14 protein-coding genes and 1 riboswitch are annotated in these 14,492 nt (G+C 63.4%); of the genes, 10 read left to right on the forward strand and 4 right to left on the reverse strand.

Features of this window, described 5'->3' with window-relative positions; translation table 11 throughout:
- The first annotated feature begins 114 nt into the window (after positions 1-114).
- The 8 genes from rfbB to HLH35_RS14115 all read left to right on the forward strand — a co-directional run bounded on the left by rfbB (position 115) and on the right by HLH35_RS14115 (position 9,298).
- The gene (gene rfbB, locus HLH35_RS14080; protein ID WP_182979728.1) at positions 115-1,185 is read left to right on the forward strand and encodes a dTDP-glucose 4,6-dehydratase; all 1,071 of its coding nucleotides are present in this window, start codon (positions 115-117) and stop codon (positions 1,183-1,185) included.
- Entirely contained in the window at positions 1,182-2,099 is a 918-nt protein-coding gene (rfbA, locus tag HLH35_RS14085; protein ID WP_408870128.1) for a glucose-1-phosphate thymidylyltransferase RfbA, read from the forward strand. Before rfbB ends, rfbA begins: the two co-directional genes overlap by 4 nt.
- Positions 2,096-2,647 carry a dTDP-4-dehydrorhamnose 3,5-epimerase gene (rfbC, locus tag HLH35_RS14090; RefSeq protein ID WP_182979729.1) on the forward strand — a complete coding sequence of 184 codons (552 nt, stop codon included), beginning with the start codon at positions 2,096-2,098 and terminating at the stop codon, positions 2,645-2,647. The genes rfbA and rfbC overlap by 4 nt, the downstream gene beginning before the upstream one ends.
- Entirely contained in the window at positions 2,647-3,558 is a 912-nt protein-coding gene (gene rfbD / locus HLH35_RS14095; RefSeq protein ID WP_182979730.1) for a dTDP-4-dehydrorhamnose reductase, read from the forward strand. The genes rfbC and rfbD overlap by 1 nt, the downstream gene beginning before the upstream one ends.
- A 187-nt stretch (positions 3,559-3,745) precedes the next feature.
- Positions 3,746-6,031 (forward strand): TonB-dependent receptor domain-containing protein, encoded by a 2,286-nt coding sequence (locus HLH35_RS14100; protein WP_246385102.1) that lies wholly within the window; start codon positions 3,746-3,748, stop codon positions 6,029-6,031.
- 84 nt (positions 6,032-6,115) lie between these two features.
- Positions 6,116-6,196: riboswitch (Fluoride riboswitch) on the forward strand.
- Positions 6,197-6,334: 138 nt separating this feature from the next.
- Entirely contained in the window at positions 6,335-7,183 is an 849-nt protein-coding gene (locus HLH35_RS14105; protein WP_182979731.1) for a universal stress protein, read from the forward strand.
- On the forward strand, positions 7,180-7,605 hold the full coding sequence (gene crcB / locus HLH35_RS14110; RefSeq protein ID WP_182979732.1) for a fluoride efflux transporter CrcB: 426 nt from the start codon (positions 7,180-7,182) through the stop codon (positions 7,603-7,605). The genes HLH35_RS14105 and crcB overlap by 4 nt, the downstream gene beginning before the upstream one ends.
- Positions 7,606-7,840: 235 nt before the next feature.
- Positions 7,841-9,298, forward strand: coding sequence for a phosphomannomutase (locus HLH35_RS14115; RefSeq protein ID WP_182979733.1), 1,458 nt, complete (start codon positions 7,841-7,843; stop codon positions 9,296-9,298).
- A 70-nt stretch (positions 9,299-9,368) separates the two neighbouring features.
- Here HLH35_RS14115 and HLH35_RS14120 read toward each other — a convergent pair whose 3' ends face one another.
- From HLH35_RS14120 to HLH35_RS14130, 3 genes are all read right to left on the reverse strand, one after another.
- Complete coding sequence (locus HLH35_RS14120; RefSeq protein WP_220790684.1) at positions 9,369-11,102, reverse strand: alpha-glucosidase; 1,734 nt, start codon at positions 11,100-11,102, stop codon at positions 9,369-9,371.
- A gap of 231 nt (positions 11,103-11,333) precedes the next feature.
- Positions 11,334-11,804, reverse strand: a complete 471-nt coding sequence (locus tag HLH35_RS14125; RefSeq protein ID WP_220790685.1) for a class I SAM-dependent methyltransferase — start codon at positions 11,802-11,804, stop codon at positions 11,334-11,336.
- Positions 11,805-11,902: 98 nt separating this feature from the next.
- Complete coding sequence (locus tag HLH35_RS14130) at positions 11,903-12,550, reverse strand: PIG-L deacetylase family protein (protein ID WP_275944251.1); 648 nt, start codon at positions 12,548-12,550, stop codon at positions 11,903-11,905.
- 300 nt (positions 12,551-12,850) lie between these two features.
- Between HLH35_RS14130 and HLH35_RS14135 the strand changes: the two genes are divergently transcribed.
- Complete coding sequence (locus HLH35_RS14135) at positions 12,851-13,156, forward strand: plasmid stabilization protein (protein ID WP_182979735.1); 306 nt, start codon at positions 12,851-12,853, stop codon at positions 13,154-13,156.
- Between the two features lie 23 nt (positions 13,157-13,179).
- Here the strand turns inward: HLH35_RS14135 and HLH35_RS14140 are convergent, their stop codons facing one another.
- Positions 13,180-13,488 (reverse strand): DUF3175 domain-containing protein, encoded by a 309-nt coding sequence (locus HLH35_RS14140; RefSeq protein ID WP_182979736.1) that lies wholly within the window; start codon positions 13,486-13,488, stop codon positions 13,180-13,182.
- A 95-nt stretch (positions 13,489-13,583) separates the two neighbouring features.
- Between HLH35_RS14140 and ku the strand changes: the two genes are divergently transcribed.
- Positions 13,584-14,384 carry a non-homologous end joining protein Ku gene (ku, locus tag HLH35_RS14145; RefSeq protein ID WP_182979737.1) on the forward strand — a complete coding sequence of 267 codons (801 nt, stop codon included), beginning with the start codon at positions 13,584-13,586 and terminating at the stop codon, positions 14,382-14,384.
- Positions 14,385-14,492 lie beyond the last annotated feature (108 nt).

Raw genomic sequence — 14,492 nt, forward strand, 5'->3', positions numbered from 1 at the left:
AATAATAAGGATTGGATGATCATAATAAAACAACGAAACATCCCATAACATTTATTTTCTTGCGCCGTATTTTTTTGATTGTAGCATGATCATACCAACAGACGAGGCAAGAGTGTGCGCATACTCGTAACAGGTGGGTGCGGTTTTATCGGTTCGGCGGTCGTGCGGCATGTGATCGGGTCGACTGGCCATTCCGTGGTGAATGTCGATGCCATGACCTACGCCGCCACGCGGAACTCGACGGAAGATGTGGCGACGGACCCGCGCTACCTGCATATACGGGCCGACATCACCGACGGGGCGGCAATGCGGGCGATCTTCGCTTCCCATCAACCGGACGCGGTGATGCATCTGGCGGCCGAAAGCCATGTCGATCGCTCGATCGACGGCCCCGGCGTATTCATGACGACCAATGTGCTGGGCACCTTCACCCTGCTGGAAGCCGCGCGGGAATACTGGTCGGGGCTGGACCCACGCCGCCAGGCGGCGTTCCGGTTCCATCATATTTCGACCGACGAAGTCTTCGGCACATTGCAGCCGGGCGATCCGCCCTTTACCGAAACCACACCCTACGACCCGCGCAGCCCCTATTCGGCGTCCAAGGCGGCGTCGGACCATCTGGTGCGGGCCTGGCAGCACACTTATGGCCTGCCGGCCTTCGTCACCAATACCACCAACAATTATGGTTTCTGGCATTTCCCGGAAAAGCTGATTCCGCTGGTGACGATCAACGCCATCGCCGGGCGCCCCCTGCCCGTTTATGGCGATGGCGGCAACATGCGCGACTGGCTGTTTGTCGACGACCATGCCGAGGCGCTGGTGCTGGCGGTGGAGCGCGGCCGGCCGGGTGAGACCTATGCCATCGGCGCCCGCCAGCCGCGCACCAACATTCAGGTGGTCCAGACCATCTGCACGATCCTGGACGAACTGCGCCCCGACCCGGCGGGGCCGCATGCGCGGCTGATCCGCTACGTCACCGACCGGCCGGGGCACGATTTCCGCTACGAGATCGACCCCTCGCACGCCGAAGCTGCGCTGGGCTGGCGCGCCCGTCACGATTTCGAAACCGGCCTGCGCCGCACCGTGCGATGGTATCTGGAGCATCGGGACTGGTGGACCGCGCTCCAGGCCCGGCATGACAGCACGAAACGTCTGGGGATTGCCCCGACAGAGGGCACCCGATGAGCATGATTGTGGAAAAGCCGGTAACGGAGGCCGGGATGAAGGGCATCCTGCTGGCCGGTGGATCGGGCACGCGGCTGCACCCCATGACGCTGGCGACCAGCAAGCAGTTGCTGCCGGTCTATGACAAACCGATGATCTACTACCCGCTGTCGACCCTGATGCTGGCCGGCATCCGCGACATCATGATCATCTCCACGCAAGACGACCTGCCGCAGTTCCAGCGCCTGCTGGGCGACGGGGCGCAATATGGCGTGCGCTTCAGCTACCGCGTCCAGCCCTGCCCCGACGGCATCGCCCAGGCCTTCCTGATCGCCGAGGACTGGCTGGCCGGCGCCCCCTGCGCCCTGGCGCTGGGCGACAATCTGATCTTCGCCGACCATCTCAGCGTATTGCTGCAAGGGGCGGCCAGGCGCGACAGCGGGGCAACGGTGTTCGCCTATCAGGTACGCGACCCCGAACGCTATGGCGTGGTGACCTTCGATGCCGAGGGCCGCGCCAGCACCCTGGTCGAGAAGCCTGCCAATCCGGCCTCGCACTGGGCGGTCACCGGCCTGTATTTCTACGATGCCCGCGTCAGCACCTTCGCCCGGCAGATCCGCCCCTCGCCCCGGGGCGAGCTGGAAATCACCGACCTGAACCGCATCTATCTCGAAGAAGGCTCGCTACAGGTCGAAAAACTGGGCCGGGGCTGCGCCTGGCTGGATGCCGGCGTCCCCGACGCCCTGCTCCAGGCCGGCATGTTCGTGCAGACCATCCAGTCCCGGCAGGGCATGCTGGTCGGATCGCCCGCCGAAGTCGCCTTCCGCATGGGCTTCATCGACGCCGAGCAGTTGCGCGAGATCGCCAGGACAGTCCACAAGACCGAGCTGGGCCGCCTGTTGCGAAACATGGCGGACGGGGAGGCCGGACGATGAAAATCGAGGCCCTGGCCATTCCCGACATCCTGCTGCTGACGCCACGTCGTTTTGCCGACGCGCGCGGGTTCTTCTGCGAAACCTACAATGTCCGCACGATGGCCGAGGCCGGAATCACCCAGCCCTTCGTGCAGGACAATCACAGCCTGTCCCGCCAGCGTGGTGTGATACGGGGCCTGCATTGCCAACTTGCCCCGCACCCCCAGGGCAAGCTGGTGCGCTGTACCCACGGCGCGATCTGGGATGTGGCGGTCGACGCACGGCAGGCCTCGCCCACCTTCGGCAGTTGGGTCGCGGCCGAACTGAGTGCGGAGAATGGATCGCAATTGTGGATCCCCCCCGGCTTCCTGCACGGTTTCTGCACCCTGACCGACGATGCCGAAGTGCAGTATAAATGCACCGACCTGTGGGATCGCGACAGCGAACGGTCGGTACGGTGGGATTCGCCGGAGCTGGCCATCGCCTGGCCGGTGGCACCGGGTGCTGCGATCCTGTCCGACAAGGACGCCGAAGCGCCGGACTTCTCCACGGTGCGGGACTGGTTCTGATGACCGGCGCCCCGATCCCGGTCGCCCCGGTTCTCGTCATCGGCCGGTCCGGACAGCTTGCGACCGCCCTGGCGCGCTCCGGCCGTCCTGATCTGCGCTGCGCCGGCCGGCCGGATCTCGATTTCGACCGACCGGAGACGCTGGCGGCGGCGTTCGCCGCATTCTCCCCTGCCCTGGTCGTGAATGCCGCCGCCTGGACGGCAGTGGACGCGGCGGAGGGCGACCCCGAGGGGGCCGCACGCGCCAACCGGGACGGGCCTGCCCTGCTGGCCCGATTATGCGCCGAACGCGGCATTCCGCTGATCCATGTCTCGACCGATTACGTGTTCGACGGCAGCAAGGGCGCGCCCTATGTCGAAACCGATCCGATCTCGCCGCGCACGGTCTACGGACGCAGCAAGGCGGAAGGCGAGCGCGCGATCCTGGCCGCCCACGACCGCGCGATCATCCTGCGCACCTCCTGGGTCTATTCGCCCTATGGCCGGAATTTCGTGCGTACCATGCTGAATGCGGGGGCGAAGAATCCAATCCTGCGGGTGGTGGGCGACCAGCATGGCAACCCGACCAGCGCCGATGACCTTGCGGACGCCGTTCTGGCGATCATCGACACGATCGGCCGGGACGGCTGGCGCGATGAATATGCCGGCCTGTTCCATGCCGCCGGCAGCGGGGATACGACCTGGCATGGCCTGGCGGTCGCCTCATTGCAGGAGGCGGCAAGCGCCGGCCACCCGATGCCCGAGGTTCAGGCCATTACCACCGCCGACTGGCCGACCCCCGCCGCCCGGCCGCAGGATTCCCGCCTGGACTGCACCCGCCTGCACGACGTGTTTGGCATCCGTCTGCCCTTCTGGCGCGACAGCGTTGCGCGCAGCGTTGCCAGATCGATCGACACGTCATCGACCGGCTGAGGTCGCCGTCGGACCCTCCGCGCCCACACTGGTCAGACCGGTTTCTGTTGCAGATATACAACATATTACTCGGCTGTTCGCTCTTTTCCCATCCATGAATTGCAACATTATAACATACCATTTATAGGCTAGGGGCTTTCATACGAACAGGATCGCCTTGATGAGCCCGTCTCGACCTGCGCTTCGCATGGCCGTTTTGCTTGCAGGAACCGCATTTTCCCTGCCGCAGACAGCCCGTGCGGAAGCCCCGGATCAGTCCCAGCCTTCCGCCCCCTCCGGCCAGGCGTCGGACACGACCATACAGCAGGGGGCATCGTCGCGGTCGTCCTTCACCACCCCACGCGCGACCGACCGTATCCTGCCCGATGGCAGCGTGGAGGCGACCGCCGCCAACGAGGAACATATCCTGGTCAACGCGCATCTCGACGTAACGCGCGCGGCACTCCAATCGTCCACGGGCGCCACCACCTATCGTTTCACGCGGCGCGATATCGAAACCATTCCCGGCGGTGACAACGCGCCGCTGAATTCCGTCCTGTTGCAGGCCCCCGGCGTCGCGCAGGACAGTTACGGCCAGATCCATATTCGCGGCGACCATAACGAGGTGCAGTTCCGCCTCGACGGCGTGGAACTGCCCGAAGGCATGAGCGTCTTCGGCCAGACCCTGATGACGCGCTTTGCCCATTCCATGTCGCTGACGACGGGCGCCCTGCCCAGCGAATACGGCTTCCTGCAGGCCGGCGTGATCGATATCACCACCAAGACCGGCAGCGCCGATCCGGGCGGGGACGTGTCGATCTATGGCGGCGCACGCGATTACTTCTTTCCGTCCCTGCAATATGGCGGCCATGCCGGCAGATGGGATTATTTCGCGACCGCCGATTTCGTGCATGATCGCGTGGGCGTCGAAAATCCGACCCCGGATTTCAATGCCCTGCATGATCTGACGAACCAGTACCATTTCCTCGGCCACCTGCGCTACACGGCCGATGACGACACGCGCATCAGCCTGACGGCCGGCGTGTCGAACGCCGAATATCAGCTTCCGAACAATCCCGGCCAGCAGAGGCAGTTTGCCAACCCGTCCTTCCTCGACAGCGCCCTGTCGCAGAATCTGTACGGCAGCGTCGACAGTGCCAGCCTGAACGAACGCCAGAAGCAGATCACCGATTTCGGAATCCTGTCTCTGCAAAAGGATATCGGCAGTATCAGCCTGCAAAGTTCGGCCGTGGTCCGCTACAGTTCGCTGGGCTATTCCCCCGATCCGCTGGGGGATCTGGTCTATAACGGCATCGCCCAGCGCGCCCAGCGCTCGGTCTTCTCGTCCGGTTCGCAGACCGACGTGACGTGGCATGCCGATACGCAGCACACGGTCCGCTTCGGCTACCAGATCTATGTCGAACGCACGATCTCCAAGACGGATTCCACCGTCTACCCGCAGACCGGCATCGATGAAGAAGGTGGCGCGATCTTTGGCGACCAGCCTGTCTCCATCCATGACGGCAATGGCCGCACCGGATGGCTCTACGGCCTGTATGCCCAGGATGAATGGCGCCCCGTGCGCAACCTGACCATCAATTACGGGCTGCGTTTCGACGGGGTGGATGAATATACCCATTCCAAGCAGGTCAGCCCGCGCATCAACATCGTCTATCAGCCCTGGCATGGCGGCACGTTCCATGCCGGTTACTCGCGCTATTTCACCCCTCCCCCGTTCGAGCTTCTGAGTGGCGCGCAGCTTGGAAAATTCGCCAACACATCGGCTGCACCGGCCAATTTCCAGAATACGACCGTCAAGGCGGAGCGCGACCATTATTTCGATGCCGGCTTCGCCCAGGACATCCTGCCCGGCTGGCATGCCTCGTTCGATGCCTATGTGAAGCTGGCGAAGAACCTGATCGACGAAGGCCAGTTCGGGTCGCCCATTATCCTGTCGGCCTTCAATTACCGGCGCGGACAGGTCCATGGCTACGAATTCGCCACCGATTACGAACATGGGCCCTTCAGCGTCTACGGCCATTTTTCCTGGTCGCGCGCGATCGGCAAGGACATCGACACCGCACAATGGAATTTCGACCCGGCCGACCTGGCCTATATCCAGCATCGCTGGGTCCATCTGGACCATGACCAGCGTTGGACGGCATCGGCCGGCGGCAGCTACACGGCGTTCTATCGCACCGGCCACCCGCTGCGCCTGTCGGCGACGATGGTCTATGGCAGTGGCCTGCGCCAGGACAGCGACATTCCCAACGGGGGCGTGATCCCGCAATATGCGACGTTCAACCTGTCGGCCGTCCAGTCGTTCCAGGATCTGTTCCATATCCCGTTCCTGAAGCGCACCCAGCTGCGCCTGGACGTGATCAACCTGTTCGACAAACGCTACGAACTGCGCAGCGGCTCGGGCATCGGTGTCGGCGCGCCGCAATACGGGCTGCGCCGCACCATCCTGACCGGCATCGAGCAGCGTTTCTGACCCGCGCGGCTGGCGGACGCATGCGCCGCCAGCCCGCAGACTTGGCCGCCTGCAGACTTGACAGCAAGCCGCCTCCAATGCCTGTCTTGGGGCGGCAATGGATTCTGCCTGACCCTTCGGAGGTCGAACCGCCTCGCTGCCGAGGCTGATGATTCCTACCCGGCCCGACAGGGCATGAAGGGAGGAATCCGTCCATATGCTCTCATTCCCCGATTATTCCCGCTGGCCGCCTGTGGCTCGCATCCCTGCCCGGCATGGGATACACATCATTCCGCTCCGCAATCTCTGACGGAGGGAACTGCGATGCGCATACTTGCCATTCTGGACCGGCCGGAGACGGCCCTGTCCACGCTTCAGGCCACCGGAGAACTGGCCAGGCGGCTGAACGGGCAGGACATCCGCCTGCTTCATCCCAAGCCGGCGATCGACCCGGCCTTCCAGGCGCCGGACGAAGGCATCCCGACGCCCGACCAGCGGAAGGCCTTCGCCGCCCAGGTCGCCCGCCGCGCGAAGCGGCTGCACGACATCGCCCTCCAGTGGATCGGGGCGGCCAGCGACCCGATCGCCGCCAAGGCGGAGTGGGTCGAAATGGCCGGCGATACAAGCGGGATCGTGGCCCGGGAGGCCCGACAGGCTGATCTGGTCGTCATCAGCCGCCCACGTGCGGATGACCGGCAGACGATCGGCCAGGCCTTTTCCGGCGCCCTGTACGATGCGGGTGCCACGGTCCTGATCGCCCCCTTGCAGGCCTGCGATACGGTCGGCCGGCGCCCGGTCGTCGCATGGCATCCCTCACCCGCCCTCGACCGGGCCCTGGACGCGGCCCAGCCGCTTCTGGAAGCGGCCGAACATGTCACCTTCCTGATCGGCACGGAGCATGACACGGCCGAAGCGCCGCCGGACCGTGCCCGGATGCTGATCGATCGCGGGGTGCCGGTCACGATCGACCGTTTCGTGGCCCCTCGTGACAGGATCGGCGCGGAGATCCGCGCCCATGCGCTGGCCGCGCGGGGCGACCTGCTGATCATGGGGGCCTATACGCATTCGCGCTTCCTGGAATTTCTGTTCGGCGGCCCGACGCGCGATCTGCTGGCCCATGCCACGCTGCCCATCCTGACCTGTCATCACGGTATCGAAGACCCTATCGCATGAATTCCAATATCATGACGACTTTCGGCATCGCCCTGGCCGGTGCCTGCGGCACCCTGATGCGCTATTGGGTCGGTCTGGCGACCGCGCGCATCAGCCAGACCCTTCCCTGGGGAACGATCCTGATCAACCTGTCCGGATCGTTCGCCATTGCGTTTTTCGGCACGCTGACGGTCGGCAATGCCCGCTTCCAGGTGTCCGATACCGCCCGGCTGATGTTCATGGTGGGCATCTGTGGCGGATACACGACCTTTTCATCCTTCACGCTCCAGACGCTGGACCTGCTGCGTGGCGGAGCGCCGGGGCGGGCGCTGCTCAATATCGTACTGTCCGTCACGCTGGGCATGACCAGCGTGACGGCCGGCTATGTTGCCGCCCAGGCCCTCAATCCTCCCCGCCCCACGGCCGGGTCGGGAGAACCTTGATGACCTCTCCCCCCCGGCTGCGCGAGGGAGGCGAAAACGCCGGGCCATCGGGGTTGGACGATCTTTGAAGCTGATGGTACAGGGGCCACGGAGCTGTTGTGAAACGCTTAACCGCCCTGACGACGCATGGAAACGTAGACCGTGCCGCGCGTTTGCCGGAGATGGCTTCCCCCCAAGATGAGATGATGGATCATCGTCTCTTTCGAAAGAGTGTCTCATGAAGATAGCCGAGTGGATGACTCAGTCCGGCGTTGCCTTCGGCACCAGTGGCGCCCGGGGCCTTGTCACCGCGATGACCGATGCGGTCTGCTTCGCCTATACGGTCGGCTATCTTCGGCATCTGGCGACGCTCGGCGAGTTCGCGCCCGGCACGCCGGTCGCGGTCGCGGGCGATCTGCGCCCCAGCACGCCTCGCATCCTGCGCGCCTGCGTGGCCGCCATCCGGTATATGGAGGGCGAGCCGGTTTCCTGTGGGTATGTCCCCACCCCCGCACTGTGCCTGCATGCGTTCGCGCAGGGATATCCGTCCCTGATGGTCACGGGCAGCCATATCCCCGCCGACCGCAACGGCATCAAGTTCAACCGCGCGCGCGGCGAGTTCCTGAAATCCGACGAAGCCGCCATGCGCACGCAGGACGTGGACCTGCCCGAAGGCTGGTTCGATGCTGACGGCACCCTGGTCGTACCGGTCGAACTGCCCGAACTGACCGATGTCGTGCCCGGCTATGTCGCGCGCTATCGTGCATTCTTCGGCCCGGACGCGCTGTCCGGCCTGACATTGGGCGTCTATCAGCATTCCGCCGTCGGCCGCGACGTGCTGGTGCGGGTGGTCGAGGCGCTGGGCGGTACGGCGGTGCCCCTGGGCCGTGCGGAGAGCTTCATCCCCGTCGATACCGAGGCCGTGCGCCCCGAGGATGCCGCCCTGGCCCGCGACTGGACGGCGGACGGCACGCTCGATGCCATCCTGACCACCGACGGCGATTCCGACCGCCCCCTGCTGGCCGATGCCCAGGGCAACTGGCTGCGCGGCGATGTGCTGGGCATCCTGGCCGCACGCTTTCTCGGCGCCGCTGCCGTCACCACGCCCGTCAGCAGCAATACGGCACTGGAAAAGAGCGGCTTCGCGCGGGATGTCAGGCGCACCCGCATCGGCTCGCCGTTCGTCGTCGCCGCCATGACCGACGCCGCCGAGGCCGGCATCACGCCCTCCGTCGGCTACGAAGCCAATGGCGGCTTCCTGCTGGCGACGGATATCCAGAAGGACGGCCGGACACTGCATGCGCTGCCGACGCGCGATTCCGTGCTGCCCATGCTGTGCGCCCTGGTCGCCGCCCGCCAGGAAAAGACCAGCCTTGCCGCCCTCGTCGCCACGCTGCCGCCCCGCTTTACGCTCAGCGACCGGCTGGAGAACATGCCGACGGCGCAGAGCCTGGCGGAAATCGAAAAGCTTGCCAGCCATCCCGCCGAAGGGGCGATGGCACTGGGCTTCATCCGGACGCCCGAGGACCTGGCGCAGATCGACCAGACGGATGGATTGCGCATGACGTTCGCCAATGGCGAGATCATCCACCTGCGTCCGTCGGGCAACGCCCCGGAATTGCGGGTCTATGTCGAGGCCGATACGCAGGCCCGTGCGGCAGAGTTGCTGAAAACCGGCATTGATGCCGTCAGCGTCTGGAAAGAACGTCTATAGTCTGACCTGATGCATCAGGCCCTCTCGTTGCCGACGAACGGTTCCGAGAGGGCCCTGGGCCGCGCACGCGTCATGCCCGGTAGACGCGTGCCTCCCAGGGGGCCAGCCACGTCACGTCCTGTGTCACGCCACGATGGCGCATATTGGAGAGCAGAAGCGACGCCCTGGCGAGCAAGGGGGTGTCGTAGGTAAAACCCCGATCCGACATATTGATCAGAATCAGGATTTTACTGCTCTCGAGCTGCCGTGAGTAGAAGAAGACGGCACTGTGATCGGGGTCCTGATCCTGGTAAGTGCCATAGATCAATGCCGGGTATTTACGCCGCAAGGCGATGAGATCCCGAAAATAATGGTATACCGAGCCGGCATTGCTTACGCAGTCCTGGGCATTGATTTCCGTGTAATTCGGATTCACGCGGTACCAGGGCTTCTCCGCCGTGGTAAAGCCGGCATGTCTTGATGCATCCCATTGCATGGGGCTGCGGGCATTGTCGCGGCCCAGTCCCTTCAGGCTTTCCAGAAACGCATCCGGGTCGACGCCCTGGCGCTTCACCCTGGTGTCCCACTGGAGCGGAACCTGGACGTCCTCGAAATCATCAAGGCCATCAAACGGAAGATTCGTCATTCCCAGTTCTTCGCCCTGATAGATGAAGGGCGTTCCGCACTGGGTCAGAAGCATGGTCCCGATGGCCTTGGCCGAGACCTCCCGGAAAGGTGCGCTGTCATTCCCGAAGCGCGAAACAGCGCGTGGCTGGTCATGATTGTCGAGAAAGACCGTATTCCATGAATCCGGCGAGCGCGGGCGTCCGGCAGCCGCATAGATCTCCTTCAGCTTGGACAACGGCCACGCGACCTTGCGCCAACCCTGACGATCGACATGGACGATGTCGAAAGCGAAGACCATGTCGAGTTCCCGGCGCGCACTGTCCGTAAACAGGGGAATATCCTGCGCATGCATGCCGTACGCCTCGCCGACGGTCATGACATCGTAATGGGACAGGACGCGATCATTCATCTCGCGCAGATAGGTATGGAGATGCGGGCCGGCCGCATACACATATTCAGGTGCCTTCAGTTCCTCGGGCGTCATGTCGCGGAAGGACGGCATTTTGGAAATCATGGTAATGACGTCCATCCTGAACCCGGAAACCCCCTTGTCCAGCCAGAATTTCATGATGGAGAACACCTCCTCACGAACGGCTGGATTATCCCAGTTCAGGTCGGGCTGCTGTGGAGAGAACAGGTGGAGATAGCTGCTGGCAGTTTCCGGTTCGAAGGCCCAGGCGCTTCCACCCCAGACCGAGGGCCAGTTATTGGGCGGATGGCCCTGCGCGGAATCGCGCCAGATATAGTAATCCCGATAGGGACTGTCCTTCGACGCGCGGCTTTTCTGAAACCAGGGATGCTGGTCGCTGGTGTGATTGACGACAAGGTCCATAATGATACGGATTCCGAGAGATGATGCTTTTGCCATCAATCTTTCGAAATCATCCATCGTCCCGAACTCAGGCATGATCGCCCGGTAGTCGCTGATATCGTAACCGTTATCGCGATTGGGGGATTGAAAGATCGGCGCAAGCCAGATCGTGTCCACCCCGAGATCGCGGATATAGGGCAATTTTTCGAGAATGCCCGGAAGATCGCCTATCCCGTCTCCGTTTGAATCCTTGAACGAGCGCGGATAGATTTCGTAGATAACGGCTTCCTTCCACCAGGCCCGCCCCGTCCCGGTCTGGGCAGCGGATGCCGCGCGCGATTGGCCGATCATGACCAGGCCGGCTCCCGCCGCCATTCCGCTCAACATGGATCTCCGCTTCAGCATCCCGTCTCTTTCAGTTGGTGGAGGCGTTGGTCATGGCGCCCCGAAATCGCTGGTGCGCCCATTGGCAGCCTCACGTTCCATGCAGACCATATCGATATCAAAATATCCTGACGAATTGCGGCCCATGTCAATTCGATCGTTTCTTTGACGATATAGGAATAAATTATGGATCATGGCCCACGCTGCGCGCGCCTTCCCCCGCCTCGCAGGCGGTTATTCACCACGAACCAGAATATCCAGGCGATAGCGGTCCTTCCTCATGCGAACATCCTGCCGGATTCCGAGCTGTGCCTTCAGGGACGCGATGAAAAGCTCCGCCGCTTCGTCGCCTTGCAGACCTTCCCCCGTTGGTCCCAGATAATTGACGAGCACACAGTGGCCGCCGGGGCACCAGTTCGTCGCGATCCGCTGCGTAAGGTCTCGAATTTCGTCCAGCGCGAGGAAATACAGGACTTCCGACAGGACAAGCAGGTCGACCGCGCTTTCGTCGGGCCAGGCGCCCGGCAATTCGCCCTGGCGGAATAGGATGTTCGGCCGGTCGGCATTCCGTCGCCTCGCTTCGTCCAGCGCGACAGCGGAAAGATCGAGACCGATGACGCGATCGCAGCGCCAGGACAGCAGCCGGGTCGCCGATCGAACATCCGGCCTCGATCGCGACGGCATAATGGGGTCGCGGCAGGGCATGCATGGTCGCCCGATATTTGTCTCTCTCATACGCCGAGCTACGAAATCCCCACGGATCGATATCACCCGAATAGAGCTGGTCGAACCGCGCGGCACGTTCAGACATGATTGCCGTCCCCGATGAACAATTCCGGGCTTTCGAGGAAATGGCGGCGGGCGCGCGCATCCATGACGAACCCGTCGGGATCATCCGGGATCAGGTCCGTCATCTGGGAGCGATAGGCGTCGATGGCTGCCCGCTTCTCGGACCGGAAGGGCGCGCCATCGAAGCGATAGAGGACATCTCCTGCCCGTGGCGCGTCTTCGATGAAGCGCCCCCAGACCGGGTAGCGCCAGAATCCGAGCCCCGCTCTTGCATCCGCGACCTGGCGCGCGATTGCGGCCGCGCAGCGGTGGTCGGGATGGGGGTCATGCTCCCATGTCGTCCAGAGTGCGGTCACATTCCGGGTGTCGATCAGGTGCAGCAACTGGTCCCGCACCGCCGCGCGATCGGCCTGCGCTTCCGGCGCGCCCTGGTCGGGGAAGCCGAGCGTGATGATCTCGCCCGTGCCCCGCGTCAGCAGCCGCATCGCTTCGACCTGTTCCGCCTGCCGGAGGGCAATCAGCCTGTCTGCCGGGAAAAGCCGCGAATGGGGATGCGACAGCCGGCCGTCGGTGAGGGCGACGACAAGCACGTCCCTGCCCGCGCGGCTGGTGGCTTCGACAAACGCCCATAGGGCGCCGAAGTCGGTAAAGGACGGGGCCAGCCGCGGCGGCGCGCCGGTGCGAGGAGAGGTTCAGAAATCATATCGGCCCAATATTTCGTCATTGAAATGATTTCATCATAGAATAAAAATATTTCATTATTATCAAATATTTCACATCTTCCTTCCTCTTCTCCGGCATTTTCGATCATTACCGGTCCGGTTGGAGAGTGGACGATCCATCATCCTGCGAAGGCCGCAGAGAGAACTTTTCCCGCTCTCCGGCCTTGTCACCAGACGTCGTCTCGTCCTGGCCGAAGGGCAGAAGGCGGCGCCGATCTGTTGTGAGCGGGAGCATGAACCATGCCGCGTGGCGATAAGTCCGCCTATACGGACAAGCAGAAGAGACAGGCCGAGCATATCGAGCAGAGCTATGAGCAGCGCGGCGTCAGCGAGGAGGAAGCCGAGCGCCGGGCATGGGCCACCGTCAACAAGGAAACCGGTGGCGGCAAGAAGAGCGGCTCGGGACGGGGGCATGAGGTGACGCATGAGCCGTCTCGCAAGGGCGGCAGACTGGAGGGTGCGGCCTCCGCCCACCGATCGGCCGAGGAACGCTCGGCATCCGCGAAGAAAGCTGCCGAGACCCGCAGGAAGAACGCGCAGGAATAGAGCGCGGAGATGTAAGGCGGTGTTCAGCCCTGGCGCCCGAATACCCGGCGGAGCTCCTGCTTGGCGCGGTCGAGAACCCGGCGCCTCTCGGGAGGAAGCGAGCGCCCTGCCCTGTTGATGTAGAAAACCAGCATCGACATGGCAGAGCGAAATGGCGTGGCCTTGCGGCGCGTGCTGGCCTCGGCAGACTGTTTCAGGGATTCCGCGATGTGATGCGGGTCGTCGGATTTGAAGATATCGGGCTCGAGGTCGAGCGCATCGCTGTGATGGGTCACCTCTGCCGACCAGCGATCCGTCCCCGCGGGATGGTCGGCAGTCTTCCGGGCGGTCATGGAACGGCTCCTTTCCGCAAGCGGGCATGCTGTGGCCTCCGTTCCGATATAGGCAACCACATGGTGGAAACCAGTGAGTGAAGGAGGACCGAGCCATGGCACCGAGACCCTTCTGGACCGGCCATCTGAAGCTTTCCCTCGTGACCTGCGCCGTATCCATGGCCCCTGCCACCACCGAGACGGAACGCATCCGCTTTCACATGATGAGCCGCAAGACTGGCCATCGTGTGGTCGTGCAATATGGTGACGCCGCGACCGGCAAGCCGGTCGATGACGAGGACCTCGTGAAAGGCTACCCGCGCGGGGGCGATCAGTATGTGCTGCTGGAGGATGACGAACTGGATTCCGTTGCCCTCGAAAGCACGCATGTCATTGATATCGAACGCTTCGTCGATGCCGGGGAGATCGGCTGGATCTGGTACGATACGCCCCATTACCTCATGCCCGACGACAAGGTCGGCGAGGAGGCATTTGCCGTCATTCGCGATGCCATGCGCCATACGGGCACGGTCGGCATTGCCCAACTGGTGCTGTATCGGCGGGAGCATGCCGTTCTGCTGGAGCCGCGCGGCAAGGGGATCGTGGTCTGGACGCTCCGCTATGGCGAGGAGGTTCGCGATCCGGGCGATTATATGCCGGCGGACAAGCTGCCAGAGCCGGACCGGCAGGATATCACCCTGCTCGGGCAACTGATTGGCGAGCTCATGCGGCCCTGGAACCCGGACATGATCCGGGACCCGGTACAGGCTCGCCTGCAAGGGATTATCGACGCCAAAAGGCGATCCCGGCCGAAGAAGCCGATTACCCGTAGCAACACGGCGCCGGCCGATCATGTCGTGAACATCATGGACGCGCTCAAGGCGAGCCTGAAATCCGCGAAAGGCCATAAAGCCTAGGCGCTGTCTGCATTCATGGATTCCCTTTGATTTGAAGTTCTGATTCAAGGCTGTCGATGGAGGGCAAGCCTTGAGCAGACGGACACTGACAGACGAGCAATGGAGCCG

The organism is Gluconacetobacter asukensis (genome assembly GCF_014174375.1).
Taxonomy (GTDB): Bacteria; Pseudomonadota; Alphaproteobacteria; order Acetobacterales; family Acetobacteraceae; genus Gluconacetobacter; species Gluconacetobacter asukensis.

Coding starts and splice junctions, on each gene's coding strand:
- rfbA (WP_408870128.1), top strand. CDS start 1,182: ATGAGCATGATTGTGGAAAAGCCGGTAACGGAGGCCGGGATGAAGGGC.
- rfbC (WP_182979729.1), top strand. CDS start 2,096: ATGAAAATCGAGGCCCTGGCCATTCCCGACATCCTGCTGCTGACGCCA.
- rfbD (WP_182979730.1), top strand. CDS start 2,647: ATGACCGGCGCCCCGATCCCGGTCGCCCCGGTTCTCGTCATCGGCCGG.
- HLH35_RS14100 (WP_246385102.1), top strand. CDS start 3,746: ATGGCCGTTTTGCTTGCAGGAACCGCATTTTCCCTGCCGCAGACAGCC.
- HLH35_RS14105 (WP_182979731.1), top strand. CDS start 6,335: ATGCGCATACTTGCCATTCTGGACCGGCCGGAGACGGCCCTGTCCACG.
- crcB (WP_182979732.1), top strand. CDS start 7,180: ATGAATTCCAATATCATGACGACTTTCGGCATCGCCCTGGCCGGTGCC.
- HLH35_RS14115 (WP_182979733.1), top strand. CDS start 7,841: ATGACTCAGTCCGGCGTTGCCTTCGGCACCAGTGGCGCCCGGGGCCTT.
- HLH35_RS14120 (WP_220790684.1), bottom strand. CDS start 11,102: ATGTTGAGCGGAATGGCGGCGGGAGCCGGCCTGGTCATGATCGGCCAA.
- HLH35_RS14125 (WP_220790685.1), bottom strand. CDS start 11,804: ATGCCCTGCCGCGACCCCATTATGCCGTCGCGATCGAGGCCGGATGTT.
- HLH35_RS14135 (WP_182979735.1), top strand. CDS start 12,851: ATGCCGCGTGGCGATAAGTCCGCCTATACGGACAAGCAGAAGAGACAG.
- HLH35_RS14140 (WP_182979736.1), bottom strand. CDS start 13,488: ATGACCGCCCGGAAGACTGCCGACCATCCCGCGGGGACGGATCGCTGG.
- ku (WP_182979737.1), top strand. CDS start 13,584: ATGGCACCGAGACCCTTCTGGACCGGCCATCTGAAGCTTTCCCTCGTG.